The sequence below is a fragment of the Absicoccus sp. genome (assembly GCF_034090965.1).
Lineage (GTDB): Bacteria > Bacillota_I > Bacilli_A > Erysipelotrichales > Erysipelotrichaceae > Absicoccus > Absicoccus intestinalis.
The window spans coordinates 94812-119720 of sequence record NZ_JAXDRQ010000009.1; the positions used below are offsets into that span (position 1 = coordinate 94812).

Below are 24909 nucleotides of genomic sequence, written 5' to 3' on the forward strand. Positions count from 1 at the left end.
CTTATCCTCTTTCTGCCGCTGTCAAATGTAAATAAATGCCTTGGGTGATATAACCACGAATGGCACACAATACAATACCGGCAATAAAATAACGAATGGCAAGATCTCCCAATGGCAAGCCTAGTTCTTTGATACCTGTGGCAATTCCCATATACACAAATAATTCACCCGCATTGGCATGGGGGAACAAACCGGTAACGGGGTGTGCAAATGTAGCCACAACATCAAACATGGCTGGTTTATCTTTTTCCTCACAAAAACGCATAACGGAATATCCCATTGGATTTCCTAAAAAGATCAAGCCAATCATTGGCATCAATGTATAGCGTAAGATTGCGTGTTTGGTTAGTTTGGCTGTAAACCGATTGACACGATCTTCTCCAACGAGTTTGATGATTGAATTCATAAATGTCAGTAAGCAAACGATCATTGGAATGATACCTGTGACCCATCCTGTAAATGTTTTTCCACCAGCGGTGAACAAACTCATAAATCCTTGGGCAATACTTGATAGTACTTCCATGTTATTTTCTTCCTCCTCACATTTATGAAAGGCCTTTCATATTTTTTACGAGTTCAGTATTTCATTTCTTTCGGGTGAAGTCAACAATTTTTAGGATTTGTACCGTATATTGGGATTTATTTCATTTCCCATCAATTAATGAACCATTATTTAAAAGTTATTTCTTCTATATGAAAGTTTTTGCACAAAAAAAGCCATCCGAAGATGGCTCTTGAATCATTATTTCAATAAAGATTCGTTCCAATGTTCATTTGGTTCAATGCCTAAGAAATCAGCAACTGTAGCTGCGATATTGCTTAATCCTAAGTTATCATCTGTTTTTAATTTACATTTTGCATTGTAAACAATGAACGGAACACGATTCAATGTATGGGATGTTTTTGCTTTCAAAGGTTGTCCTTCTTTTGGTGCTTGATACATTTCATCCGCATTTCCATGATCCGCTGTGATCAACAACACACCATTGACTTTCTTAACCGATTCCATGACACGTTGTAAACCAAGATCCACGGCTTCAACCCCAATGATGGTTGAAGTTAAACTACCTGTATGTCCAACCATATCGCCATTTGGATAGTTCGTACGCAAGAAATCATATTTACCACTTTCAATGGCTGCACATAATTCATCTGTAATTTCTGCTGATTTCATCCAAGGACGTTGCTCAAATGGAACGACATCGGATTTGATTTCTACATACGTTTCTAAGTCTTCATCAAATTTTTCCGAACGGTTACCATTCCAGAAGTATGTCACATGACCATATTTTTGGGTTTCACTGATAGCATATTCACGAATGCCATGTTTGCATAATTCTTCTGTCAATGTGTATTTGATTTTTGGTGGTTCCGTCAAATACATCTTAGGAATTTGAAGATCGGCATCATATTGTAACATACCTGCAAATTTAACATTTGGTACTTTGACACGATCAAATTTATCAAACGATGCATCGCCATCAAAAGCACGTGAAATTTCTTGGGCACGATCTCCACGGAAGTTAAATAAAATCACGCTATCGCCATCATCGATCGTACCAACAGGTTCTCCATCTTTGGCAACGACGAATCCAGGAAGATCTTGATCGATCACACCTAATTCTTTACGATAGGTTTCAATGGCTTCGGTTGCGGATGCAAATTTGCGACCTTCACCTTGTACATGAATGCGCCATCCTTTTTCAACCATGGACCAATCGGCTTCATAACGGTCCATCGTAATTTGCATACGTCCACCACCACTGGCAATACATGCATGGAACGTATCATCATTTAATTCACCCATGAAATTTTCAATATCATCTACATACGTCAATGCACTTGTATCAGGTACATCACGACCGTCCAATAATGCATGAACACGAACTTCATGAATGCCTTCCGCTTTTGCTTGTTTGATCAAAGCCTTTAAATGATTGATATGAGAATGGACATTTCCATCACTCAATAAACCAATAAAATGCATCTTATGACCATCTTTACAAAAAGCAACTAATTCTTTCCATGCTTTTGAATGGAAGATTTCACCAGAATCAATATTTTCATTCACCAATTTTGCACCTTGTGAATAAATTTGACCACAACCAATGGCATTATGACCAACTTCGCTATTTCCCATATCACCATCGGTTGGCAAACCAACAGCTAAACCATGTGCACGCAAACGAGTATGTGGACAACTTGCATATAAGTAATCCAAGGTTGGTTTATGTGCTTGTTGAACGGCATTGCCTAAATGCGTTTCAGCTAAACCCATACCATCCATGACAACCAAAACTACAGGTCTTTTTTCCATTTTAAATTCCTCCAATTTGTCGTTTTTATTCTATCACAAAAATGCCATAACAATACTGAAAATTGTGTTTTCACGAAAGTGAAACTCTTTTCTGAAAAAAAACCACATTCCCATTCATTTATGGTAAAATCTACTATGTATATGAATATAAGGGAGAGCGAACAATGAAAATATTCAATAAAATTATGGCATTGGCACTTGTGGCTGGATTGAGTCTTGGTTTATCTGCTTGTGGAAGTAGTTCAAAGAGTGACAAGACCGCAAGTAAAAATGATGATTCCGTTTTAGTGGTTGGTTTTGATCAAAATTTCCCGCCTTTTGGCTATAAAAACAAAAAAGGGAAATATGTTGGTTTTGATATTGAAGCCGCAAAAGCTTGTGCCAAAGAAATGGGCGTTGATATCAAGTTACAACCGATCGATTGGGATTCCAAAGACATGGAATTGGAATCTGGAACCATCGATTGCATCTGGAATGGTTTCACCATCAATGGACGTGAAAAGAAATACACATGGACAGAACCATACATGAATAATTATCAAGTCTTTGTCGTAAAGTCGGATTCCGGTATCAATACCATGGCTGATTTAAAAGATAAAAATGTCGAAGTTCAAAAAGAATCGAGTGCCGAAACGGCTATCAATGATGATAAAGATCTAAAATCTTCTTTTGCACAATATACTTCGGTAGCTGACTATAACACCGCTATGATGGATCTCGATTCTGGTGCAGCCGATGCCGTTGCGATGGATTACTTTGTTGCTTTGGATCAAACCAAGGGTAAAGACCAATTCAAGATCCTGGATGACAAGCTGAGCCAAGAACAATATGCGGTTGGTTTTGAAAAGGGAAATACCAAACTCCGTGACAAGGTTCAGAAAGCCATGAAAAAAATGGTCAAAGATGGCACCTATGCGAAGTTATCCGAAAAATACTTTGGCGATAATGTCGTTGTATTGAGTGCTGATTAATTCAAAAAAGCCAGGCAATCTGCCTGGTTTCAATTTGTAAGAAAGGAGCCAATTATGGAAACAATTAGTTTGATGGAGTCTTTCCAACAACTTATTGGTGGAATGGGCACCACCATTCAAATCTTTTTATTAACGCTTTTATTTTCTCTTCCTTTAGGATTATTGATTGCGTTTGGACGAATGTCAAAAAATCGAATCCTTCAAACCATTGTTAAGATCTATATTTCTATCATGCGTGGAACACCATTGATGTTGCAACTCTTAGTTGTTTATTTTGGTCCCTACTACTTATTTGATATAAGTATTACACCGGCATATCGAGGTGTAGCCGTCATTATTGCGTTTGCTTTAAATTATGCCGCTTATTTTGCGGAAATATATCGAAGTGGTATTGAATCAATGCCTAAAGGTCAATATGAAGCGGCTAAAGTATTAGGCTATAGTCGGACTCAAACATTCTTTACGATCATCTTTCCTCAGGTCTTAAAGCGCATCTTGCCTGCCTTGACCAATGAGATCATCACCTTGGTCAAGGATACATCATTGGCTTATTCGATTGCTTATATGGAAATGTTCACTGAGGCAAAAGCCTTGGCTGCTAGCTTTAAGAGCATGATTCCATTTGTAGCTGCTGCTATTTTCTACTACATTTTCAACTTTATTGTGGCTACCATCATGGAATATTTCGAAAAACGCATGCGTTATTATGACTAAGGAGGCTGGGCACGATGAAAATCTTAGAAATGAATCATATCAAGAAAAGTTTCGGTGACAACCAAGTTTTAAAAGATATTAGTTTATCGGTCGATGAAGGAGAAGTTGTTTCGATCATTGGCCCTTCAGGATCGGGAAAAAGCACCCTTCTTCGTTGTGCAACATTTTTAGAAACCATGGATGATGGCTCCTTAACTTATGTGGGAGATGAAGTGGTCAAGAGCATGAATGGTCATGCGATATATGGGTCGAAACAACAACAGAAAAGGGCATTAAGCTATTTTGGTCTTGTTTTTCAAAACTTTAATTTATTTCCTCACTTTACAGTCATGAAGAATATTACGGATGCACCTATTCGAATCCAAAAAAGAAATTCGGAAGAAGTATATGCCCAAGCACGAAAACTATTATCACAAATGGGATTATCTGATAAAGAAGATGCCTATCCAAGTCAGTTATCAGGTGGTCAACAACAACGTGTTTCCATTGCTCGTGCATTGGCACTCAATCCCAAAATTCTCTTCTTTGATGAACCAACTTCCGCATTGGATCCGGAATTGACCTTGGAAATCTTAAAAGTCATCAAAGACTTGGCCGCACAAAAAATGACAATGGTCATCGTTACCCATGAAATGACTTTTGCCCATGATGTATCCAATCGTATGATCTTTATGGATAAAGGTGTCATTGTTGAAAATGGTACGCCAGAAGAACTATTTCGTTCCACCAACAAACGAACACAATCTTTCTTGGGAAAATATCGAAAATTGGACTAGCACAGCCTTGCTGTGCTTTTTTTCATGCATAAAAAAGAGCTATAAGCAAGCTTATAACTCTAACGATTGATCAATTTACGCAAGATACACAACAATAGACCAATGACAGCTAATAAAGGAATATATCGCATAGGTGTAATGAAGTATTGGACCCATTGCCATGCACCGGCTTCACCATACATACCCGCAACATAGAGTGTGATTGGATAGGATAAAGCAACTAGAATAAAACCAATCAGACCACGACCGGTATCGACACGATATTCTTCTTCGCCAGCTTTCATTTTCTTTGTTGTTAAGGTCCAAATACCTTCGATGACACAGAATACCACAAAGGCAGCCATACCACCTAAGAAGATCTTATGATCTTGTCCTTGTGATGTGATCATGACACGAACAAATTCTGTATAATTCAATGCATTCATCACAAACAAGACAGCTGAACCGAACATACACAATGCACAAACTACTTGCATCAAACGCGATAAGATCTTTAAAGCACCTTTGGCACCTTTTTTCTTGATCTCTTCGGTATTCAAATTTTGTAGTGGATTGTTGGAAGGTTCTTGTTTCACCAATTGAATTTCCGTTTCTTGTGGAATACTTGCGGTTTCTTGTGCAACACTTTCTACGGCCGCAACCAAATCACGATCTTCTGGATGCTTATTGAACCATTCTTTCGCATAAGTGGATGTTGGTACGACCAAACCACCATTCTTACGAATCTTGTCCAATGCCAAAGACATCATTTTATTTTCAACCTTTGGACTAATTTGGGTATTCTTGGCCACATCACCAACTCGATATACGCCGTCTTCATTGGTAAAATCTAAATGTGCCAATACTACATCATTATCATCAACCAATTGTACTTGATTTTTATACACTTTTAATAACATTTTTACAGCCCCCTATTTGTAGAAAAATATACCTTATTTTCTATTAAAAATCAATTTTTCATTTCCGCCATCAAGTCTTTTACTTCTTTCGCATGACTCAGATCATACGCAATTTGTAGATAATATCGAGCTTGATCAAATTGTTTTTTCTCAAAATAGGTCTTGCCATAGCCATAAGCTAAACCAACTACAGTTTGATCCGCACCAATAGGAAGATTTGCGTTTTTTAGATCCTCTAAAGTAGCCGGTACAAACGTTGGTGTTTCTAAGGCTTGCATTTGTTTCTTTACTTCTTCATCATCCTTAAATTGAAGGCTAAGTCCCAAACATCCATATTGATAATTGGGTTGTTTTTTCTTTTCATAATAGGCTGCGAAATTTTTATACAATTGCGCTAAATCGCAAGGATGAAACATATATTGGAATGAAAATTTTGTATACGCAAAATATTTTTCTAGATCTTTCATCTCACTCATATAGAGAAAATGGACTTTTGCGGACATGGGATTCCATGCCAAAGCTTTTTCCAATGCCGCTTTACAAGCAGATGGATCGCCTTTATCTTTCCATAAAGAAGCATACAAATAATATACATCACTATACATCACCGGCGTTGTCGATACTTTCTTTTTAGGTTTTTCTAAATATATATATAAGGCTTGTTCAAAGGGTTCATGAAAAGAAAAATAATCTTGAATTTGATCATTTTTAAAAAGCGTTTCTTTTTCCATAGTTTTGATGATGGGTCGTATAATGGATACTGCTTTATCCAATTCTTTCTTTTCGCGATAATAATTGACTTCTTTTAATGTTTGTTCAATTTGTTTTTGATCCTTTTCAATGGAAACCTGATAGGCTTGTTGCTGATTTGCATCCAAGCGATCATAGATCATCTTGCCAATTTCACGATGGATTTCTTCCTGCATCGGATGATCCTTATACTTCTGCATTTGTTCTTTTAAATAGACAATATCTTCTTTATTATTTCCGGTTAATCCTGACTGGATCGTTTTCATTATGGTATCAAATGACATATTATCCCTCTTTTCTTGATTGGCGAATCACATCGACTAAGTCTTGTTCTATCACAAAATTGGTTGTGAATGGATCGATCACAAAGGCCTTGTATTGATCCACAAGATCTACAATTTTCACATGTGCCCAAAAAAATTCATCATAGTATGAATCTTTGATTTCTTTACGATCCGTAAACAAAGGAATATAGGATCGATCTTCTTTAAGGAATTCATCCGGTACTTTTTTAATGCCAGTTTTTGGCAATATGGTCATAGGCATCCACAACGAACTTTGACACAATAAAATTAATGTATCCGCCAACTGAGTCTTCGTTGGATTTTGTCTATAGGCTTGGATTTGTTTGATTAATGATGACATAGGTCTCCTTTAAAAAAGAGCCCGATGGCTCTACTAATTATTTGTTAATCGATCATTTTTCCGTAGAAATAAAACAAGATCATGATAATGGGCATCTTTGGTAGAAAAGATGGCTCTTTTATCTTTCCATTCAAAAGAAATACGATTGTCTCCTAATGAATATACTTTGACTTCATCCCAATTCAATGTCTCGGTTTTTTTCGTGGGTGAAGTATATATGACTTTATCTTTTGTCACAATAATTTTACGATTGGCATACACAAGCAACAAACGAACACTATCCGCAAAAATAAGAATATAAACAAGTAAAAACAAGATGTTTGTGCTGTTGCTGCCAACACCCTTCATCAAATCTTGAATTGTACTATACCCAAAATAAATGGCTAAAACAAAAATAACCAACGGCAATAATAAGTTTGATGAAGTCTTCGATGAACAAGTAATTTGATCTTTCATATGCATGCTCCTGTTTCTTTATTATACATCCTTTTACACTTTTTTTCTTTAAATCATGGTATGATTGTCATATAGGAGAGAAAAAAATGAAGAAGTTTTTAGAAGAATTCAAAGAATTCGCCATGCAAGGCAATGTCTTAGATATGGCAATTGGTGTCGTTATTGGTGGTGCTTTTTCATCCATTGTTACCAGTTTAGTCAATGATGTCATCATGCCCATTGTCGGTGCCATTACCGGTGGTTTGGATTTTACAGGATTGGTGATCACCCTCAATGCAGGTACTGGCCTAACATTGAAAATTGGTAATTTCATTCAGTCCGTTGTTAATTTCTTGATCATTGCGCTATGTATTTTCTGTGCCATCAAAGCCATAGCAAAAATGCATAAACCAGTAAAAGAAGAGGCTGCCCCTGAAGTCGATGAGAGCTTAGAAACATTAAAAGAAATCAGGGATTTATTAAAAGATGAAAAAAGGAGTTAAAACTCCTTTTTTTAATACAACGGCTTTCCACAATGAGGACAAAAAGAATAGGAATCTTTTTCAATGGGCATTCCACAATGGGGACAAACACGAGTTCCTTTTTGCATGTTCTTTAGATCGGACCAAGTAATCGGAACCTTTCCTTTTTCAAATTGTTTGCCTTTTTCAGGATCCAATGAATAGATATCCCCATTCTCTGTTTGGATATGATAGGTTCTTTTCCAATGAAAGAGTGGTATCAGAAATAGCGCAAATTCTTGATAGGTTACATAGACATGGGCATTCATTTCCAAGCAATCGATCCAATAGGATCCAAGATCTTTGGTTTTAGGTAAAATCGAAAAAAAGAAAAACATTACTTTAGATCCAATTCGATGGGGCAATGATCCGAACCATAAATATCGGTCAAGATTTTTGAATCTTCTACTGCATCCCAAAGTCTTGGATCAACTAACCAATAATCAATGCGCCATCCCGCATTTTTTTCCCGTGCATGAAACCGATAACTCCACCAAGAATACTCGACTTTATCTGGATATAACGTACGATAACTATCTTTGAAATGTTTCAACAAATTGGCTTTGAAGCTATTTCGTTCTTCATCTGTAAAACCAGCATTCTTATGATTTGTCTTTGGATTTTTGATATCGATTTCTTCATTTGCCACATTTAAGTCTCCACATATAATAACGGGTTTTTCTAAATGCGTGACATAATCGGTAAAGACTTGATCCCATTCCATTCGATAGTCCAATCGTTTTAGACCTGTTCCTGAATTGGGTGTATACACAGTAACTATGTCAAAATCTGCATACTCAATCGTGATCACACGTCCTTCCGTATCGTATGCTGGCTGATTCATTCCATATGTGATCGATAGTGGCTCTTTCTTACAAAAGATCATCGTGCCACTATATCCTTTTCGTTCGGCACTATTCATATATTGATAAGGATATAGATCTTTGCAGTCCACTTCTATTTGATCGGGTTGTGCTTTGGTTTCTTGAATACAAAATACATCTGCATCTAACGTATATAATATATCCACAAAATCTTTTTTTAGGACCGCACGAATCCCATTCACATTCCAAGAAATAAGTTTCACAATTACCTCCTATAGATATATTGAATACCAACGGAACCCATCCCTGTATGACAATTGATGACCGGACATAGATCATCCCGTTCAATTTCGATTCCTGGTACCAATAACTCTAACATATCTTGGGCATATTGTGCATACCCTTGTGCCCGCGAATCCATGATCACCACTTGATAGTCTTCTGCATTCAATTGGGGATCTCTACTGATGATTTCGCAAGCTTCTTTGATGGCTCTTTTCATCGTTCGGACTTTATCATAAAGATCCACACGTCCCTGGGTATCTTTGGATACACGTAAAATAGGTTTGATCTTCAACATACCGCCTAATTTTGCAGCCATAGGCGTTAAACGACCACCTTTAGCCAAATGATCCAAATCTTCCACAATTAAATACCCACAAGAACGATCAACACTTTCTTGTAGACGGGCAATGATCGTTTCTGGTTCCATGCCTTCATCGACCATCCGTTTGGCATATATGGCCATATACTTTTCCATGCCAAGGGTTGAATAGATATCTAAGGTATGCATATGTAAGCCAAGTTCTTTTCCTAACCATTGCACTTTTTCATTGGTTGAAGATAAGGCATTGGATAATGTGATCAAAAGAACATCGGTCACACCGGTATTTTTATATGCTTGAAATAGTTCATCAACAAGGCCTAATGGAGGTAAACTGGTTTGTACTTTTGCCCCTTTTTCCATTTGATCATAAAGAAAGTTCCGATCCAAATCAACACCATCCAGATAGGATTGATCATTGATCCTTACTTGTAGAGGTAAATAATCAATTCCGAATTGATTGGCTTCTTGTTTGTTCATCAAACCGCCACTGTCCATCACAACTTTAATTTTCATTGTTGCCCTCCTTTGTTGATTTTTCTACATATGAGTATTATTATTACTAATATTTATAAAATCAATTCCCAATTTGAAAAAGATTGGGGAATTTTCCACATTTAGAAAGGAATTGTTGACTATGGATCGTCGAATCATCAAAACCAAACAAGCCATTGAATCGGCCTATTTTCGTTTGCTTCAAGCCACTCCAGGCAAACGGATATCGATCACCAGTATTGCCAAAGAAGCCAATATCGATCGTAAAACCTTTTATTTACACTATAACTCTTGTGAAGACATCATAAAAGATTTTGCACATCGTAAAATTGTTGAACTTTTTTCTCAATTAAATGACGAACATTTTTTTCAAGATCCCTATGACTCCAAAGAACTCTTCAAGATCATCAATCAATTTATTCAAAGTGATCTTCGTCTGTTCCAATTTTTTTCAAGTGATGCTTTATATGATTTATTTTGGCCGCCTTTTGAAAAAGAATGCATTACATATTTAAAAGATATTTATGCGGAACAATTAGGTATGAAAGCCGTTGAAAAAGAAGTGTACATCACCTATTTTGCCTCGGGTCTATTGGCTGTATATACCAATTATTTTCGTTCCGCGGATAAAATGTCTTTGGATGAAGTCAATCAATTGCTTTACCAGATTTCTTTTTATGGCATTCAGTCAACACTACAAAAAAAAGAAGACGAATCTTCGCCTTCTATTCATTTGTCTACTAGAAAGTAAGCAATATAATTTTTGAGAGAGAGAAAGGGATTTTCTAGTAAACAAATTCAAGGTAGCTCCTTGATGGTTTTATCATAGTAGAGCTACCTTAATTTTAACTTAAATGAGAAAAATTAATGTTTAAAATGACGAACACCCGTAAATACCATCGCAATGTTGTGGGCATTGCATTCATCAATCGATTCTTGATCACGAATGGATCCACCTGGCTGAATGATTGCCGTCACACCCGCTTCGATGGCTGTTTGGACTGTATCTTTAAATGGGAAGAACGCATCACTCGACATCACGGATCCTTGTGCTTTTTTACCAGCTTCTTTGATTGCAATTTCAGCGGAGCCGACACGATTCATCTGACCAGCACCCACACCAATGGTCATATTATCTTTGACCAATACAATAGCATTGGATTTGACATGTTTGACAACCTTCCAGGCAAACAACAATTGATCCATTTCTTCCTCGGTTGGTTTTCGATTGGTCACACAACGAAGATCTTCTTTCTTCACTTGTTTCATATCCATTTCTTGTACCAATAAACCATCATTGACATTGGTATACTTAAATGTATTATGTACATTCTGAGTTACATCCAAAGTCATCAGACGAATATTCTTTTTCTTTGTCAAGATATCTAATGCATCTTGTGAGAAGGAAGGTGCAATGATGATTTCCAAGAAGATCTTGGATAACTTCTCCGCTGTCGTTTCGTTGACTTCATCATTAAAGGCAACAATACCACCAAAAATAGAAACGGGATCGGCTTCAAAACATTTATCCCAAGCTTCATCAATCGTATTGCCTAGACCAATGCCACATGGATTCATATGTTTCAAGCCAACAGCGGCATGTTGCCCATCGAATTCTTTTAAAATTTCAATGGCTGCATTCCCATCTTGAATATTGTTGTAGGAAAGCTCTTTTCCATGCAACTGTTTCGCATTCGCTAAAGAATATTGTGGCTGCATACCTTTATAGAAAGCTGCCTTTTGATGAGGATTTTCCCCATAACGAAGATCCTGTACTTTATCAAACGTGATCGTTAATTTTTCTGGGAACTCTTCGCCCGTTTTCTTGGTTAGATATTCAGCAATCATCGCATCGTATTGTGCCGTGGTACGGAAGACTTTGGCGGCTAAACGCTCTCTTGTTGCTGGTGTCGTATCCCCATTTGCTTTGATTTCTTCTAATACGTTATCATAGTCGGCAGGATCACAAACAACGGTAACCGATTGATAATTTTTGGACGCACTACGCAACATCGATGGACCACCAATATCAATATTCTCAATGATTTCTTCGTGGGATACCCCTGGTTTCTGAACGGTTTGTTTAAAAGGATACAAGTTTACGACCACCATATCGATGGGATCAATGCCTAATTCTTGGATTTGTTTCATATGATCGGGATTGGTGCGAACCGACAACAAACCACCATGTACTTTTGGATGCAAAGTTTTTACTCGACCATCCAAAATTTCAGGAAATCCAGTAACTTCGGAAATCCCAATAGGTTTTAAACCCGCTTCTTCCAAAGCTTTTTTCGTTCCACCCGTAGAAATAATTTCATAACCGGCATCGACCAATCCTTGTACAAAAGAAATCAAACCACTCTTATCGGATACACTGACTAATGCTCTTTTCATTCGTTTTTCTCCTGTTCTATTTTTTCTGCTACTTCTTTGATCACACGCCAAAATAAATCATATTCAATCGCATGAACATGCGTTTCCAACGTGGCTAGATCCCAATTTGGATCAATATCTAAGCGACGTTGTTGAATGATCGGTCCTGTATCGACACCTTCATCCACATAATGAACCGTCACACCGGTTTGTTTCGCATGGGCTTCAAAAGCATCCAATATCGCATGAGCCCCTGGAAATTCCGGTAAATACGCAGGATGAATATTGATGATACGGTTTGGATAGGCTTCCAATAAAACTTTTCCAATATATCGCATATATCCACTTAAGACGATCAGATCCACTTTCTTATCTTGAAGAATATGCAAGATCATCGTTTCATATTCCTCTTTATTAGCATATCGTTTGGGATTCACAAAAAAGGATTGCACATTATATTTTTCAGCTCGTTGAATACAATAGGCATCACTTTTATCAACGATCAAGCATTGACATGAAACAGGCAAAGAACCATCTTGAATGTGTTTCATGATTGCTTCAAAATTTGTACCGGATCCAGAAGCAAAGATGGCAATATTGATCATTTCAAGACAACCTTTCCTGAATCGGTCACGCTTCCCACAACATAGGATGGTTCTCCCATTTCTTGTAGTTTGGCTTGTACAGTATCGACATCACTTGGATCTACTGCCATCATAAAGCCAATTCCCATATTAAAGACATTGTACATTTCTTGGGTCTCAATATTGCCTGTTTTTTGAATGAAATCAAAAATCTTTGGGCGAGGGAATGATGTTGTATCGATTTCTACACCCATTCCATCTTTTAGCATGCGTGGAATATTCTCAAAGAAACCACCACCCGTAATGTGACTCATCGCATGAATATCAACCACATCAAACAAAGAAGTGATTGCTTTGACATAGATCTTTGTTGGGGTCAAAAGAACATCACCCAAAACTTGTCCATCCAATTCATCATACGTAGCATGTGGATCTAAATGTGCATCTTTGAATAATACTTTACGAACCAAACTAAAGCCATTGGAATGAACACCCGTAGAAGGCAAACCAATTAAGGTGTCCCCAACTTTTAGATTTCTTGAATCTTTCAATTTGGATTTATCCACAACACCAACACAGAATCCAGCCAGATCATAATGGTCTTTGTCATACATATCCGGCATTTCTGCGGTTTCACCACCAATCAATGCGGCATTGGATTGGACGCAACCATCCGCAACACCCTTGACAATTTGTTCGATCACTGCCGGTTTATTTTGTCCAACCGCAATATAATCTAAGAAATAAATAGGTTGTGCACCTTGTACCAATACATCATTAACGCACATTGCGACAGCATCGATACCAATGGTATCGTGTTTATCCATTTCAAAGGCCAACATCAATTTGGTACCGACACCATCCGTACCCGAAACCAATACAGGTTCTTTGATATTGTAAGCACTCAAATCAAACATACCACCAAACGCACCAATCGAATCCATGGCCCCTTTTACTTTTGTACGAGCTACATGCGATTGGATACGACGTACCGATTCGTATCCCGCTTCTAGATTGACGCCTGCCTCTTTATATTTTTCTGCCATTTTCCTTCTCCTTATTTATGTGTAAAGAATCGCACACCATTCGCAAAGATGTTCTGTACTTTATTGCCGTCAATATTTTGGAATAATCCTGGTTCATACCGTTCACTATGACCCATCTTTCCAAAAATATGACCATCTTCGGATACGATTCCTTCAATAGCTAATGTGGAACCATTGATATTGTCCACTCCATTCATGGTTGGATGTCCAAATTCATTGACATATTGCGTAGCAACTTGTCCATTTGCCAATAATTTTTCAATGACTTTTTCACTGGCTACAAATTTTCCTTCACCATGACTCATCGCAATCGAATACATGCTTCCTGGTGTACATCCTTGTAACCAAGGCGATTTATTGGAGGTTACACGCGTACGAGCAATATGACTCACATGACGATTGATATTGTTGCGGAACAATGTTGGATTTTGTGCATCCAATTTCTTCACATCTCCATATGGTAAGAGTCCGGATTTGATCAATGCCTGGAAGCCGTTACAAATACCCAAGATCAATCCTTCGTTGGCTCGCATCTTTTCCACAGCCGCATTGATCTTTGGATTCTTTAATACCGTTGCGATAAATTTACCCGATCCATCGGGTTCATCACCACTCGAGAATCCACCAACCAACATCAAAATTTGCGCAGATTCAATTTCTTTGGCCAATGTATCGATACTTGCTTGAATGTCCTCGACACTCATATTATTGAAGACGACTTGGGTTACCGTTGCTCCAGCACGTTCAAATTGTTGGGTCGTATCATATTCACAGTTCTGACCTGGGAAAATCGGAATCACAACTTTTGGTGTTTCCACAATTTTCTTAGATAGTGATAATTCGACATTGGTCAATGGCGTTTGTAGCGCTTTTCCCTTACGATCGGTGGTTGCTGGATAAATCTTATCGTAGCGTTTTTGCCATGTTGTGATCGCATCACTAATTTTTGTCTTTTCTTCATTTAAGATGATTTCTGGTTCTGCCTTTGTCATTCCTAATAAAGTGAAATGTGGATCTTGAATGGTTTCGGTCGTTTCCACCACGATCGAACCAATATTAAATCCATAAAGATCTTCATTGGTTTGAATGGCTACCCCAATCTTATTACCAAAACTCATCCGTGCAAGCGTAGCTCCTAGGCCACCGAATTTGACAGTGGCTGCACTGACGATCTTGCCATTGTGCATATATGCATGAATCGTTTGGAAATTATCTTTCAATTCTTCATAATTTGGCACATTGTTCGTACTTGGATGATGTTTGATCAAATAGACATAGTTGCTTGCCTTCTTGAAAGCTGCACTGACAATGTCATCGGTCTTGGCTGTGGTAACCGCAAACGTAATGACGGTTGGTGGTACATGAATATCATTATACGTTCCTGACATGGAATCTTTACCACCGATGGCAGGTGTTTCAAAGGCCAATTGGGCATCGATCAATCCCAATAACGCTTGGAATGGATTGCCCCATTTCTGATTATCTTTACTTAGATGTTCAAAATATTCTTGGTTGCTTAAACGAGCGGTCGAGTAATCGGCGCCTAATGCAGTCAATCGTGCTAAGGCTTCCACTACACTATATTGAGCACCTAAATACGGTGAATACTTGCTTAGATCTGGATCGTATCCATAGGTCATCAATGAACAAGTATTGGTAAAACCATGTACTGGTAATTTTTGTACAGAACCTTCTTCTTGGGTCAATTGATATTTTCCGCCCCAAGGCATCAACACGGTACTTTTTCCGATGGATGCATCAAACATTTCACTCAAACCGATTTGAGAAGCTACATTTGGACTTTGGAGCACATCGGTTAAAGTTGTATTGGAAGGGGCAAACGGATCCACATTGTATTCACTATTTACGACTTCTACATTTTGATGTTGACGAACACCATTGGTATTTAGGAAGTCACGTGACATATCGACGATGACTTGATCTCGCCAACGCATGACCAGACGATTCTTATCCGTTACATCAGCGACTTTGACAGCACCCAAGTTTTCCTCATGGGCCAATTGTACAAAATGATCAAAGTCTTTGGCTTCAATACAAACAGCCATTCGTTCTTGAGATTCCGAAATGGCAAGTTCGGTACCATCCAAGCCTAAATATTTTACGGGTACAGCATCTAAGTTGATGTCGAGGCCATCAGCCAATTCACCAACCGCAACGGATACTCCACCTGCGCCGAAATCGTTACAAATCTTGATCAATCGAGTGCATTCCGGATTACGGAATAAACGTTGTAACTTTCGTTCAATCAAAGCATTTCCTTTTTGTACTTCACTGGCACATTTATCTAAGGACGTATCATTGTGTTCTTTACTTGAACCGGTGGCACCACCAATTCCATCTCGACCAGTTGCTCCACCTAATAAAACGATGATATCACCAGGTTCGGCATGTTCACGAATGACATGATCTTTGGGAGCCGCTCCGACCACGGCACCGACTTCCATACGTTTGGCTACATAACCTTCATCATAGATTTCTTCTACATAGGTGGTTGCCAAACCAATCTGGTTGCCATAGCTGGAATAACCATGTGCAGCTTCGGTAGAAATCTTCGATTGTGGTAATTTATGTTCCATCGTTTCACTGATGGGTTTGGTGATGTCTCCTGCACCTGTAATACGCATGGCTTGATAAATATAGCTACGTCCACTCAATGGATCACGAATGGCACCACCAATACAGGTGGCTGCACCACCAAATGGCTCAATTTCTGTTGGATGGTTATGGGTTTCATTTTTAAACATCAATAACCAATCTTCATCTTTGCCATCCACATCGACTTTGATCTCAATGGAACAAGCATTGATTTCATCACTCACTTCTAGATTTTCCAATTTGCCTTGTTTCCGCAAATATTTACCGCCAATGGTAGCCATATCCATGAGGGTTTGTTCTTTATGCGTACGGTTTAGGTCTTCTCTCAGTTTTAAATATCGTTCATAACTTGCTTGGAGTTGTTCGGCAAATGTATCCAATTGAAAATCGACTTTTTCTAATACGGTTTCAAATGTCGTGTGTCGACAATGATCGGACCAATAGGTATCTAAAACGCGGATTTCAGTCATGGTTGGTTCTCGTTGTTCCGTATCTTTAAAATAATTTTGTACAAATTCGATATCTTCTTGGGACATGGCTAAACCCAATTCTTCACGATAATCGGACAATGCTTTTGGATCCATCGTATTGAACCCGGTCAATACGGGAACGTCTTTGACGGTAATGTCTAGATCATCTTCCAATATGGCTAGATCTTTTTTTCGTGCTTCAACGGGGTTGATCAAATAGTGTTCAATGGCAGCTAATTGATCGGCTTTGACATTTTCAAAAACCAACAAAGTTCCAGAATGGATCCGAACAGTTTGTTTATTGTTTAAAAGCATCAAACATTGCATCGCGCTATCGGCACGTTGATCATATTGTCCAGGTAAATATTCATAGGCCAAATAGATCTTGCCTTCTAGATCCACGTGATCATACACAGAATCGGTGACCACTTCACTACATACCTCTTTTTTCAACAATTCAATATCTTGATGGTCGGCATTAAATACATCATAGATATTGTAGCGAGATAAAGAAAAATCATCTGATAATCCCAATGAATCTCTTAATTCATTGGTCAAAGATCTTCCTTCGGTGCGAAATTGTTCTTTCTTTTGAACAAAGAATCTTGTATCCATATAGTCTCCTATTCTACGACTGAATCGGCCAAAACTTTATCGGCTTGGGCTTTTTTAAAATCAATGATTTTTTGTTGGACTTGTTCATCACCAATCCCAATCATTTGGCAAGCTAAGATAGCTGCATTTTTGGGTCCTGCCTTACCAATCGCAACGGTCGCAACAGGTACGCCACTTGGCATTTGTACGGTGGATAATAAAGAGTCCATACCGCCTAAAGCCGATGTCTGGATTGGAATACCAATGACCGGCAATGGTGTTGAGCTCGCAATCACACCGGCTAGATGAGCGGCTCCACCGGCAGCTGCAATAATCACACCAAAACCTTTTTCTTTGGCTTCACTAGACACTTTTAATACCGCTTCTGGTGTACGATGTGCACTCAATACACGAACTTGATATTCCATCCCAAATTCATCCAATTGTTTCATACATCCTTCCATAGCTGGTAGATCCGAACGGGATCCCATCACAATTAAAACTTTCTTTGACATCGTTTTTCCTCCTTTTTTATACAAAAAAAGCGCACCTAAAAATGGCGCACTATGACAGCTTTATCATACATTTTTGTGAATCTACTTAAGACCATAAGTTAGACCTCCAAAACTTCTATGCACCATTATTTTACATGAAATTGGCACCAACGTCTATGACTTCTTTTTACCAATGCCATTATTCGTATTCCTTCCTCATAAAAAAAGTAGAAATTATCCCAATTTCTACTCTTATTTTCGCTTTAAAGCTTCTTGGTACAAAAGATTTTTTGAAGCGCCCGTTTCTTTCGCGACTTCTTTACAGGCTTCTTTCAATTTCAGGGTCTTCGATAACTCGATCACTCGTTCGATAGCTTGATCAAGATCAAAACTTTCTTCTTTTTGGTTGCCAGCCATCACAATGACCATTTCGCCTTTTAGTTCCTCACATACTTCAAGAATTTCCGAAATCGTTCCTCGTAGATATTCTTCATGTAATTTGGTCAATTCGCGAGCCAGGACCATTTTACGATTCCCAAATACTGCAAGCATATCGGTCAATGTTGCTTGGATCCGATGTGGAGCTTCATAAAAAAGCATGGTATAAGGAAACGTTTTTATGGTTTCTAATTCCTGGATGCGTTTATTGTGTTTATTATCTAAAAAGCCATAAAACATATAGTGATAACAGGGAAGTCCACTCGCAACCAAGGCATCCAAGGCGGCATTGGGACCTGAAATCGATACCACAGGGATTTCTTTTTGGATCAAAGTTTCAACCAAATGTTGTCCTGGATCGGATAAGAGTGGATATCCTGCATCCGATACAAGAGCAACCGATTGATTGGATGCAATGGCATCTAGTACTTGAGGAATGGCAACTTGTTGATTGTGTTCATGACAAGCAAAAAGCGATTTATGAATGGAATAGTGCATTAACAATTTTCGAGTATTTCGGGTATCTTCTGCCGCTATGACATCCACTTGATTGAGGATATCCAAGGCGCGGGGTGCCATTTCCGTTAAATTTCCAATGGGTGTGGGTACCAAATATACAGTGGGTCTTTGAAAGGCAAAACTTTTTTGTCTAATCATCATCAAAATCCTTGTCTGGCCATAATTCTTTAAATGTCACAAAACGAACTTCTTCCCGATTCTCTAATTTTGCGGTTTTTTGAATCACATTCATGCTCGTAATCTTATAGGTATTCCCTTCAAATTGGATCCTGGAATTAATCTTTGGCAAACCTTTACGCATGTTGGTATATTCGTCGTTTTCATAACGCAAACAACACATTAACTTGCCGCATTGGCCACTTAATTTAGAAATATTTAACGCTAATAATTGGTTTTTTGCCATATTGATCGATACCGTTTGAAAATCGTTCAAGAACCGAGAACAACAGGTTTCCATTCCACAATTTCCCAGTCCACCAATCATTTTTGCTTTATTTCGCGGTCCTACTTGTCGCAATTCAATTCGACAATGAAGTTGACTAGCTAAATCTTTTAATAATTGACGAAAGTCCACACGTTGATCAGCGACATAGGTAAAAATGACTTTGGCACGATCCAATGTATATTCGCCATTGATCAAATGCATGTCTAAGTCTAGGTTTTCAATGCATTGCCGACAAATTTTGATGGCTTTTTCAGCAGCTTCTTCATTTTCTACTTTTTGGATCTCATCATATTTGGTCGCCAAACGAATGACAGGCTTGATGTCTCCCTTTGTTTTTTGGGGATCAAAAGGCACGCTTGGTGCACATACGGTTCCTAATTCTTTGCCCCGCACAGTTTCAACAACCACTTTTTGTCCTTTATGATAGTCGGTCCGAGCTCCAAAACTGTATTGTTTGGCCGAATGATCAAACTGAATATATATTAAAAATTTATAACGAGGATTGCTCCTTCTTTCTTTATCTTCTTTCATTTTGCACAACCTTTCGTATTTGCGCATACACGCGATCTAAAAACAAACCTAGATCAACAGGTATGCGTAATGTATCTATCGCTTCCACAAGAATCAATTCCAAGTCCACCCGAGTAGTTAAGGAAAGTGTCTTATCTTTCTTAATGAAAAAGAGTAGCCATTGGATCCAAATGCGAATCCAGGTCTTATCACACAATGGACTTTTGGGAACAAAAATTTGCGTTTGCATATCCACAATGGCTTGCCAACTTTGCCAATGTTCTCGATAATTCTTTGCGGATTGTTCGATGATTTCAAATTGTGAATCGTTCGCGATTTCGATAGCTTGCTCATACATATAGCCACTATGCGCTAACATATTCGCTTTTTCATCGTCAATTTCCTCTTTTAATGCGTCATATAGATCATCGATCGATGGCGGACGAAACACGATAGATTGACAACGAGATTGAATCGTTGGTAAAACATTATTCACCTCGTCTGCTACTAGAATACCATAAATTCCTGGTTGAGGTTCTTCTAGAAACTTCAATAAACTATTGGAAGCTTCTGGCGTTGCTTGATCATAATCTTCTAATATATAAACGCGACTGTTATCTTTTTCTGCACTGGTTGCTTCAAAAAAAGATTGGAGTTCTGCAATATCGGTTTTTTTGATACGACTGGAAACGATTGTTTTGGCTTGTTTTGAAAACGGATCCTTTACTACTTTTTTATGATCAATTCCGTGTTTCCAAAAAAAATCAATGGATTCTTCATTCGCAATGCGTCGACAACAATCACAAGTTTGGCAGGCAAATCCATCTGCATCCCGATGGGTACAAGCAATGCTTTGTGCCAATAATAAAGCGACTTCTTTTTTCGGAGACCCTTTTGGCCCTGAAAATAAGTACGCATGAGCCAAACGATTTTTTTGTAACGCATTGGATAAGGTACGATATACAATGGGTTGATTTTTTTTCAATTGTTCTTTATTCATTGGCATGGACAACCTCTAGGACAGATTTCATGGTTTGATCAATGACGATCGAAAGTTCGGGTTCGGCATCAATCACAACAATGCGATCTTTATATTGTTCACACAATATCTCATAGCCTTGCCGAACGGCTTGATGAAAATCATTGGCTTCTAGATCCAAACGATTTTTTTCACCACGCATATCCATACGTTTTTGTCCCGTTTTTGTTGAAACCGATAAGAAAATCGTACGATCGGGCATATGACCATCAATCGCAAATTGATTGATGGACCAAATGGATGCCATTCCAATCTTTCGTGCATAGCCTTGATAAGCCAAACTGGAATCGATAAAACGATCACATAAAACAATTTGTTTATTTTTTAATGCCGGTAATACTTTTTCAACTAGATGTTGTCGGCGACTTGCTGCATACAACAAAGCTTCGGTACGCGGATCCATAGCACCATTTTTGGTGTCCAATAAGATATCACGTATCTTTTCTGCAATTTGTGAACCGCCTGGTTCGCGTGTATATAAAACATCATATCCTTGTTTTTGTAGCTTTTGATAAACGGCTTGACAAACCGTTGTCTTGCCTGCGCCATCATTGCCTTCAAATGTGATAAATACACCTTTTTTCATATTGCCCATTATAACAGAAAAGACCAAGGATGGGTGAAATTCCTTGGCCTTTTCGATTTGTCCACAGAAGATTAAGGATCGATGATTTGGTGCAATCATCGAGTGAGAGGAAATTTTATGGACTATTCTGTGACTATAATGATCAAAGATCTAACGCCGCTTTTAAGGCTGTTACATCTTCATCAGTTCCATCATTCTCTACTTTATAAAGAACTGGAACATCGTACATATCGGCAATCTTGTCGCCGGCTTGGCAATAGGCATCGCCATAATCACGGGATCCAGAGACAACAACTCCAGTTAAATGATTGTAATTTGCCATCAAGAAGGAATCCACTTCCATTGGGATATCGCCATAGCCGTCTGTATATGTAAATAATACATAATCGTCATCGCAAGTTTCAGATCCTGAATCGATGCGTTGTGCATCCAATCCTAACTTTTGAATCAGACTTTCGACATTACCTGTACGAGATGCATAAACATACTTCATCGGGTAACCTCCTTATTAGTTTTATCTAACTGTCTATAAGTTATCATAGACTAACTAAGATGTCAACCTTCTTTTTTATCTTCACTTGCAGCGTATGAAACACTCCATTTCAATCATGAACGAGTAAATTAAATTGAGAAATGATTTGTTCCGCTACTTCTTTCTGTGGCTTATTATCTACGATTATATAATCATGGATACCCATTTCATCATAAATTTGGCCATACCAGTACAAATCTTCTTGTATATCTTTCAGATAATGCTCTCGGTGCGCATTTTTATACTCGTCATCTTTATAAATATTGTTATTTTCATCACTGAATACCAACTGGGAAAAGATACTTTCAGGTGTATCATACAGATCGATCGAAAGTATATCATCACGATCAAGCTCTGTTTTAAAATTTTCTGGATAAGAAATTGGTGTAACAGCTAAGACCATATCCTCTTCTGAGCAAAGAAGCTTTTTAATGATATTACCACGTTGATGATCTCACCATCTAAGATTTTCTGTATGCACAAACTCTTCCAGCGTCATATGCAATTCCGCTTTGATTTCCTCATCAAGATCATAAAATGTATAGCCAAGTCACTCAGCTAATATTTCTCCCGTTGTTGTTTTCCCTACATTAGAGACACCAAATAAAAGGATCTTCTTTTTCAATCCTCCCCTTTCTTGAATACCAGACGCATTTCATGCCATTGGGTATCACCCCAATAAGAAGCGGATAGGCCCAAATCGGAAAATCCCATCTTTTTATAAAACTTCACTTTATTTTCCAAACAAGTTAGATAGACGGTATACCTTCCTTTTTCTGCCATTTGTGACAACATTTCCATCATGAGTTCATAGGCGATCCGCTGATGGCGATGGGCAGGGAGAACCGCCAAGCCAATCAACATGATATTTTTTCCTTTTGGATCATGATGGGCATGGATAAAAAATGCATCGGAAAACTTTGTTGCGTTTGTTGCCATGCCACCAATATATCCAACGATTTGATGTGTTTCTTTTTTTTCAGCAACAATAAAATAATCACTTGCTACATTTAGTTTGGCTTGGATCGATTCGAGGGAACAAGCTTGTTCGGGTGGAAAACACATAGCTTCCAATTGTGCGATCTGTTGTGCATCTGGTATCGTAGCATGACGGAATCGATAGGATTCAAAAGGCTCTTGATCGGATAATGCATATTCTTCTAATAAAGATTGGGCTTTTTCCTTTCCTGCCTTTGTGATTCGAACATATTTACTTTTTTTCCAATGACAGATCCATCCTTTTTTCTCTAGGGTTTCCAATGTGGCATAATTCGTATTGGCCCAACTATATGTAAAAATATCCTGGTTCTTGTGCCATCTGGTGAGATACAACATCATCAAAGATAATTCTTCGATGGATCGTTCATATGATTTTATATGTTTTTTCATATTCTTATTATATATATATTATGAGGATACGACTACAAGGCCATAACATCCTAGTGCAATATAGGTTAAAAAGATAATGGCTGCACTTTGTCCGGGATAATAGGATAATTCGGAAAAGACAAAGGGAATCGCTGCCCAATCCGCAATCATATGAATCAAGGATACATATCCCAATGATCGTGTCTTTACATAGATAGATCCAAAATATAAACCCAATCCCATACTCCAGATGGTTCGCATCAGGATCACGATGGGTGCTTGTCCAATCATACCCGGTATATGAAGAAGACCATAAATCAAAGCTGAAGATCCAATCGCAAACCCATCATTATTTGTACCTTTTTGTATCGATTGAAGGATCAAGCCACGACAAAAAAATTCTTCGATCAAACCAACACAAACATAGTAAAACAGTCCTTCCATCGCTATTTTCATACCGGATGGATGTCCTTGGAGTGCATAGAGTCCCACATAGATTGAAAGAAAGGGAATCAAAAACAAACATAATATGGAGATCCCATAATATGCATGATGCGTATGTTTGTATAAAGAAAAATGAGGACATAGGAAATGGGTCGATCCAAGGCCTATGATCCACACGACGAGAGCTTGTACGCATAAACCTATCGTATCTGGTTTCAGATCTAACATAGGCATTTTCATAGTTTTAAAGGGAATACCGGAAATATAAAAAAGGGCCATGCATCCAGCTATACACAGCGCATAAATTATTTCTTTTCTTTCTTGATCCATTGTTCAACCTCATTTTGATTCATCAATAAAGCATCTTTTGGCAAACGATGAGAAATCGATGTAAGTCCTGCTTGATGACTTTTTAGACCGGTAGAAGATGCACAGGCATAGCCTGCTACAGCTATATCATAGCCCATTTCAAATAATTGGCAGGCTCCAAATAAAACACAACAATCGGTTTCCATGCCACAAACCAATACTCGTTCTATATTTTTCCATTCTAAAAATTGTGATAATTCTTTTGTGATAGGAAAATAAGAGGAATGATAGAATTCTTGATCCGCTATTTGTTGAATTTGTGGATCGATCAAATAAGAGGCTTCTTTTGATAAACCATACCAATGCATTTTTTCTTGCCAAACGCTTTGGCTTGGATTGATAAAACCACAAGCAAACACTTGGTCAAACCATTGGGTCTGGGCAAGATCCATTGCGGATTGAATGGTCTGATTGGCTTGAATATCATCATATAATAAATCTAATTCGCGATTTCCTCTTTGTTGGTCAATGATCAATAAACATGTTTTCATAGTTCTAACTATATCATAAATTTGTTCTGAGACTTAA

28 protein-coding genes are annotated in these 24909 nt (G+C 38.1%); 5 read left to right on the top strand and 23 right to left on the bottom strand.

The window, feature by feature from the left end; all coding sequences use genetic code 11:
- Position 1: 1 nt before the first annotated feature.
- A complete protein-coding gene (locus SOS22_RS01640) occupies positions 2 to 523 on the bottom strand; it encodes a PTS glucitol/sorbitol transporter subunit IIC (RefSeq protein ID WP_320326709.1) in 522 nt (173 codons plus the stop codon).
- 219 nt (positions 524 to 742) lie between these two features.
- Positions 743 to 2317 carry a 2,3-bisphosphoglycerate-independent phosphoglycerate mutase gene (gpmI, locus tag SOS22_RS01645; protein WP_320326708.1) on the bottom strand — a complete coding sequence of 525 codons (1575 nt, stop codon included), beginning with the start codon at positions 2315 to 2317 and terminating at the stop codon, positions 743 to 745.
- A 164-nt stretch (positions 2318 to 2481) separates the two neighbouring features.
- On the opposite strand from gpmI, the gene SOS22_RS01650 reads away from it, so the two are divergent.
- The 3 genes from SOS22_RS01650 to SOS22_RS01660 are packed head-to-tail and all read left to right on the top strand — an operon-like array spanning position 2482 to position 4778.
- Complete coding sequence (locus SOS22_RS01650; protein WP_320596136.1) at positions 2482 to 3288, top strand: amino acid ABC transporter substrate-binding protein; 807 nt, start codon at positions 2482 to 2484, stop codon at positions 3286 to 3288.
- A 54-nt stretch (positions 3289 to 3342) separates the two neighbouring features.
- Positions 3343 to 4002 carry an amino acid ABC transporter permease gene (locus tag SOS22_RS01655; RefSeq protein WP_320326706.1) on the top strand — a complete coding sequence of 220 codons (660 nt, stop codon included), beginning with the start codon at positions 3343 to 3345 and terminating at the stop codon, positions 4000 to 4002.
- Between the two features lie 14 nt (positions 4003 to 4016).
- Positions 4017 to 4778: an amino acid ABC transporter ATP-binding protein gene (locus tag SOS22_RS01660; protein ID WP_320596137.1), complete on the top strand. Its 762-nt coding sequence runs from the start codon at positions 4017 to 4019 to the stop codon at positions 4776 to 4778.
- A 59-nt stretch (positions 4779 to 4837) separates the two neighbouring features.
- Here the strand turns inward: SOS22_RS01660 and SOS22_RS01665 are convergent, their stop codons facing one another.
- The 4 genes from SOS22_RS01665 to SOS22_RS01680 are packed head-to-tail and all read right to left on the bottom strand — an operon-like array spanning position 4838 to position 7528.
- Positions 4838 to 5677 carry a hypothetical protein gene (locus tag SOS22_RS01665; protein WP_320326608.1) on the bottom strand — a complete coding sequence of 280 codons (840 nt, stop codon included), beginning with the start codon at positions 5675 to 5677 and terminating at the stop codon, positions 4838 to 4840.
- A 50-nt stretch (positions 5678 to 5727) separates the two neighbouring features.
- Positions 5728 to 6711 carry a hypothetical protein gene (locus SOS22_RS01670; RefSeq protein ID WP_320326607.1) on the bottom strand — a complete coding sequence of 328 codons (984 nt, stop codon included), beginning with the start codon at positions 6709 to 6711 and terminating at the stop codon, positions 5728 to 5730.
- A 1-nt stretch (position 6712) separates the two neighbouring features.
- Positions 6713 to 7072, bottom strand: coding sequence for an SseB family protein (locus SOS22_RS01675; RefSeq protein ID WP_320326606.1), 360 nt, complete (start codon positions 7070 to 7072; stop codon positions 6713 to 6715).
- A gap of 33 nt (positions 7073 to 7105) precedes the next feature.
- Positions 7106 to 7528 (bottom strand): hypothetical protein, encoded by a 423-nt coding sequence (locus SOS22_RS01680; RefSeq protein WP_320326605.1) that lies wholly within the window; start codon positions 7526 to 7528, stop codon positions 7106 to 7108.
- 86 nt (positions 7529 to 7614) lie between these two features.
- Between SOS22_RS01680 and mscL the strand changes: the two genes are divergently transcribed.
- On the top strand, positions 7615 to 8010 hold the full coding sequence (mscL, locus tag SOS22_RS01685) for a large-conductance mechanosensitive channel protein MscL (RefSeq protein WP_320326604.1): 396 nt from the start codon (positions 7615 to 7617) through the stop codon (positions 8008 to 8010).
- A gap of 11 nt (positions 8011 to 8021) precedes the next feature.
- Here mscL and SOS22_RS01690 read toward each other — a convergent pair whose 3' ends face one another.
- The 3 genes from SOS22_RS01690 to SOS22_RS01700 are packed head-to-tail and all read right to left on the bottom strand — an operon-like array spanning position 8022 to position 9972.
- A complete protein-coding gene (locus SOS22_RS01690; RefSeq protein WP_320326603.1) occupies positions 8022 to 8366 on the bottom strand; it encodes a zinc-ribbon domain-containing protein in 345 nt (114 codons plus the stop codon).
- Positions 8366 to 9115, bottom strand: coding sequence for an exodeoxyribonuclease III (locus tag SOS22_RS01695; RefSeq protein ID WP_320596138.1), 750 nt, complete (start codon positions 9113 to 9115; stop codon positions 8366 to 8368). Before SOS22_RS01695 ends, SOS22_RS01690 begins: the two co-directional genes overlap by 1 nt.
- Before the next feature lie 2 nt (positions 9116 to 9117).
- Positions 9118 to 9972, bottom strand: a complete 855-nt coding sequence (locus SOS22_RS01700; protein WP_320326601.1) for a DegV family protein — start codon at positions 9970 to 9972, stop codon at positions 9118 to 9120.
- Positions 9973 to 10093: 121 nt separating this feature from the next.
- Here SOS22_RS01700 and SOS22_RS01705 point away from each other — a divergent pair, with 121 nt between their 5' ends.
- Positions 10094 to 10702, top strand: coding sequence for a TetR/AcrR family transcriptional regulator (locus SOS22_RS01705; protein ID WP_320326600.1), 609 nt, complete (start codon positions 10094 to 10096; stop codon positions 10700 to 10702).
- 113 nt (positions 10703 to 10815) lie between these two features.
- Here SOS22_RS01705 and purH read toward each other — a convergent pair whose 3' ends face one another.
- From purH to SOS22_RS01775, 14 genes are all read right to left on the bottom strand, one after another.
- Positions 10816 to 12348: a bifunctional phosphoribosylaminoimidazolecarboxamide formyltransferase/IMP cyclohydrolase gene (purH, locus tag SOS22_RS01710; protein WP_320326599.1), complete on the bottom strand. Its 1533-nt coding sequence runs from the start codon at positions 12346 to 12348 to the stop codon at positions 10816 to 10818.
- Entirely contained in the window at positions 12345 to 12932 is a 588-nt protein-coding gene (purN, locus tag SOS22_RS01715; RefSeq protein WP_320326598.1) for a phosphoribosylglycinamide formyltransferase, read from the bottom strand. Before purN ends, purH begins: the two co-directional genes overlap by 4 nt.
- Entirely contained in the window at positions 12929 to 13957 is a 1029-nt protein-coding gene (gene purM / locus SOS22_RS01720) for a phosphoribosylformylglycinamidine cyclo-ligase (RefSeq protein WP_320326597.1), read from the bottom strand. The genes purN and purM overlap by 4 nt, the downstream gene beginning before the upstream one ends.
- Positions 13958 to 13968: 11 nt before the next feature.
- Positions 13969 to 17658 carry a phosphoribosylformylglycinamidine synthase gene (locus SOS22_RS01725; protein ID WP_320596139.1) on the bottom strand — a complete coding sequence of 1230 codons (3690 nt, stop codon included), beginning with the start codon at positions 17656 to 17658 and terminating at the stop codon, positions 13969 to 13971.
- Positions 17659 to 17666: 8 nt separating this feature from the next.
- Complete coding sequence (purE, locus tag SOS22_RS01730) at positions 17667 to 18152, bottom strand: 5-(carboxyamino)imidazole ribonucleotide mutase (RefSeq protein WP_320326595.1); 486 nt, start codon at positions 18150 to 18152, stop codon at positions 17667 to 17669.
- Between the two features lie 231 nt (positions 18153 to 18383).
- Entirely contained in the window at positions 18384 to 19226 is an 843-nt protein-coding gene (gene rsmI, locus SOS22_RS01735) for a 16S rRNA (cytidine(1402)-2'-O)-methyltransferase (protein WP_320596140.1), read from the bottom strand.
- On the bottom strand, positions 19219 to 20064 hold the full coding sequence (ricT, locus tag SOS22_RS01740) for a regulatory iron-sulfur-containing complex subunit RicT (RefSeq protein WP_320326594.1): 846 nt from the start codon (positions 20062 to 20064) through the stop codon (positions 19219 to 19221). The genes rsmI and ricT overlap by 8 nt, the downstream gene beginning before the upstream one ends.
- The gene (locus SOS22_RS01745; RefSeq protein ID WP_320596141.1) at positions 20051 to 21049 is read right to left on the bottom strand and encodes a hypothetical protein; all 999 of its coding nucleotides are present in this window, start codon (positions 21047 to 21049) and stop codon (positions 20051 to 20053) included. Before SOS22_RS01745 ends, ricT begins: the two co-directional genes overlap by 14 nt.
- Positions 21036 to 21668, bottom strand: coding sequence for a dTMP kinase (tmk, locus tag SOS22_RS01750; RefSeq protein ID WP_320596142.1), 633 nt, complete (start codon positions 21666 to 21668; stop codon positions 21036 to 21038). Before tmk ends, SOS22_RS01745 begins: the two co-directional genes overlap by 14 nt.
- A 142-nt stretch (positions 21669 to 21810) precedes the next feature.
- On the bottom strand, positions 21811 to 22161 hold the full coding sequence (gene nrdI, locus SOS22_RS01755; protein ID WP_320596143.1) for a class Ib ribonucleoside-diphosphate reductase assembly flavoprotein NrdI: 351 nt from the start codon (positions 22159 to 22161) through the stop codon (positions 21811 to 21813).
- Positions 22162 to 22270: 109 nt separating this feature from the next.
- Positions 22271 to 22603: a hypothetical protein gene (locus tag SOS22_RS01760; protein ID WP_320596144.1), complete on the bottom strand. Its 333-nt coding sequence runs from the start codon at positions 22601 to 22603 to the stop codon at positions 22271 to 22273.
- A gap of 218 nt (positions 22604 to 22821) precedes the next feature.
- Positions 22822 to 23589 carry a GNAT family N-acetyltransferase gene (locus SOS22_RS01765; RefSeq protein WP_320596145.1) on the bottom strand — a complete coding sequence of 256 codons (768 nt, stop codon included), beginning with the start codon at positions 23587 to 23589 and terminating at the stop codon, positions 22822 to 22824.
- Positions 23590 to 23607: 18 nt separating this feature from the next.
- Positions 23608 to 24342 carry a CPBP family intramembrane glutamic endopeptidase gene (locus SOS22_RS01770; RefSeq protein ID WP_320596146.1) on the bottom strand — a complete coding sequence of 245 codons (735 nt, stop codon included), beginning with the start codon at positions 24340 to 24342 and terminating at the stop codon, positions 23608 to 23610.
- On the bottom strand, positions 24318 to 24872 hold the full coding sequence (locus SOS22_RS01775) for an isochorismatase family protein (protein ID WP_320596147.1): 555 nt from the start codon (positions 24870 to 24872) through the stop codon (positions 24318 to 24320). Before SOS22_RS01775 ends, SOS22_RS01770 begins: the two co-directional genes overlap by 25 nt.
- Positions 24873 to 24909 lie beyond the last annotated feature (37 nt).

Excerpts from the sequence above, each read along its gene's own strand:
- SOS22_RS01640 (WP_320326709.1), bottom strand. The coding sequence starts at position 523 with ATGGAAGTACTATCAAGTATTGCCCAAGGATTTATGAGTTTGTTCACC.
- gpmI (WP_320326708.1), bottom strand. The coding sequence starts at position 2,317 with ATGGAAAAAAGACCTGTAGTTTTGGTTGTCATGGATGGTATGGGTTTA.
- SOS22_RS01650 (WP_320596136.1), top strand. The coding sequence starts at position 2,482 with ATGAAAATATTCAATAAAATTATGGCATTGGCACTTGTGGCTGGATTG.
- SOS22_RS01655 (WP_320326706.1), top strand. The coding sequence starts at position 3,343 with ATGGAAACAATTAGTTTGATGGAGTCTTTCCAACAACTTATTGGTGGA.
- SOS22_RS01660 (WP_320596137.1), top strand. The coding sequence starts at position 4,017 with ATGAAAATCTTAGAAATGAATCATATCAAGAAAAGTTTCGGTGACAAC.
- SOS22_RS01665 (WP_320326608.1), bottom strand. The coding sequence starts at position 5,677 with ATGTTATTAAAAGTGTATAAAAATCAAGTACAATTGGTTGATGATAAT.
- SOS22_RS01670 (WP_320326607.1), bottom strand. The coding sequence starts at position 6,711 with ATGTCATTTGATACCATAATGAAAACGATCCAGTCAGGATTAACCGGA.
- SOS22_RS01675 (WP_320326606.1), bottom strand. The coding sequence starts at position 7,072 with ATGTCATCATTAATCAAACAAATCCAAGCCTATAGACAAAATCCAACG.
- SOS22_RS01680 (WP_320326605.1), bottom strand. The coding sequence starts at position 7,528 with ATGAAAGATCAAATTACTTGTTCATCGAAGACTTCATCAAACTTATTA.
- mscL (WP_320326604.1), top strand. The coding sequence starts at position 7,615 with ATGAAGAAGTTTTTAGAAGAATTCAAAGAATTCGCCATGCAAGGCAAT.
- SOS22_RS01690 (WP_320326603.1), bottom strand. The coding sequence starts at position 8,366 with ATGTTTTTCTTTTTTTCGATTTTACCTAAAACCAAAGATCTTGGATCC.
- SOS22_RS01700 (WP_320326601.1), bottom strand. The coding sequence starts at position 9,972 with ATGAAAATTAAAGTTGTGATGGACAGTGGCGGTTTGATGAACAAACAA.
- SOS22_RS01705 (WP_320326600.1), top strand. The coding sequence starts at position 10,094 with ATGGATCGTCGAATCATCAAAACCAAACAAGCCATTGAATCGGCCTAT.
- purH (WP_320326599.1), bottom strand. The coding sequence starts at position 12,348 with ATGAAAAGAGCATTAGTCAGTGTATCCGATAAGAGTGGTTTGATTTCT.
- purN (WP_320326598.1), bottom strand. The coding sequence starts at position 12,932 with ATGATCAATATTGCCATCTTTGCTTCTGGATCCGGTACAAATTTTGAA.
- purM (WP_320326597.1), bottom strand. The coding sequence starts at position 13,957 with ATGGCAGAAAAATATAAAGAGGCAGGCGTCAATCTAGAAGCGGGATAC.
- SOS22_RS01725 (WP_320596139.1), bottom strand. The coding sequence starts at position 17,658 with ATGGATACAAGATTCTTTGTTCAAAAGAAAGAACAATTTCGCACCGAA.
- purE (WP_320326595.1), bottom strand. The coding sequence starts at position 18,152 with ATGTCAAAGAAAGTTTTAATTGTGATGGGATCCCGTTCGGATCTACCA.
- rsmI (WP_320596140.1), bottom strand. The coding sequence starts at position 19,226 with ATGATTAGACAAAAAAGTTTTGCCTTTCAAAGACCCACTGTATATTTG.
- ricT (WP_320326594.1), bottom strand. The coding sequence starts at position 20,064 with ATGAAAGAAGATAAAGAAAGAAGGAGCAATCCTCGTTATAAATTTTTA.
- SOS22_RS01745 (WP_320596141.1), bottom strand. The coding sequence starts at position 21,049 with ATGCCAATGAATAAAGAACAATTGAAAAAAAATCAACCCATTGTATAT.
- tmk (WP_320596142.1), bottom strand. The coding sequence starts at position 21,668 with ATGAAAAAAGGTGTATTTATCACATTTGAAGGCAATGATGGCGCAGGC.
- nrdI (WP_320596143.1), bottom strand. The coding sequence starts at position 22,161 with ATGAAGTATGTTTATGCATCTCGTACAGGTAATGTCGAAAGTCTGATT.
- SOS22_RS01760 (WP_320596144.1), bottom strand. The coding sequence starts at position 22,603 with ATGGTCTTAGCTGTTACACCAATTTCTTATCCAGAAAATTTTAAAACA.
- SOS22_RS01765 (WP_320596145.1), bottom strand. The coding sequence starts at position 23,589 with ATGAAAAAACATATAAAATCATATGAACGATCCATCGAAGAATTATCT.
- SOS22_RS01770 (WP_320596146.1), bottom strand. The coding sequence starts at position 24,342 with ATGGATCAAGAAAGAAAAGAAATAATTTATGCGCTGTGTATAGCTGGA.
- SOS22_RS01775 (WP_320596147.1), bottom strand. The coding sequence starts at position 24,872 with ATGAAAACATGTTTATTGATCATTGACCAACAAAGAGGAAATCGCGAA.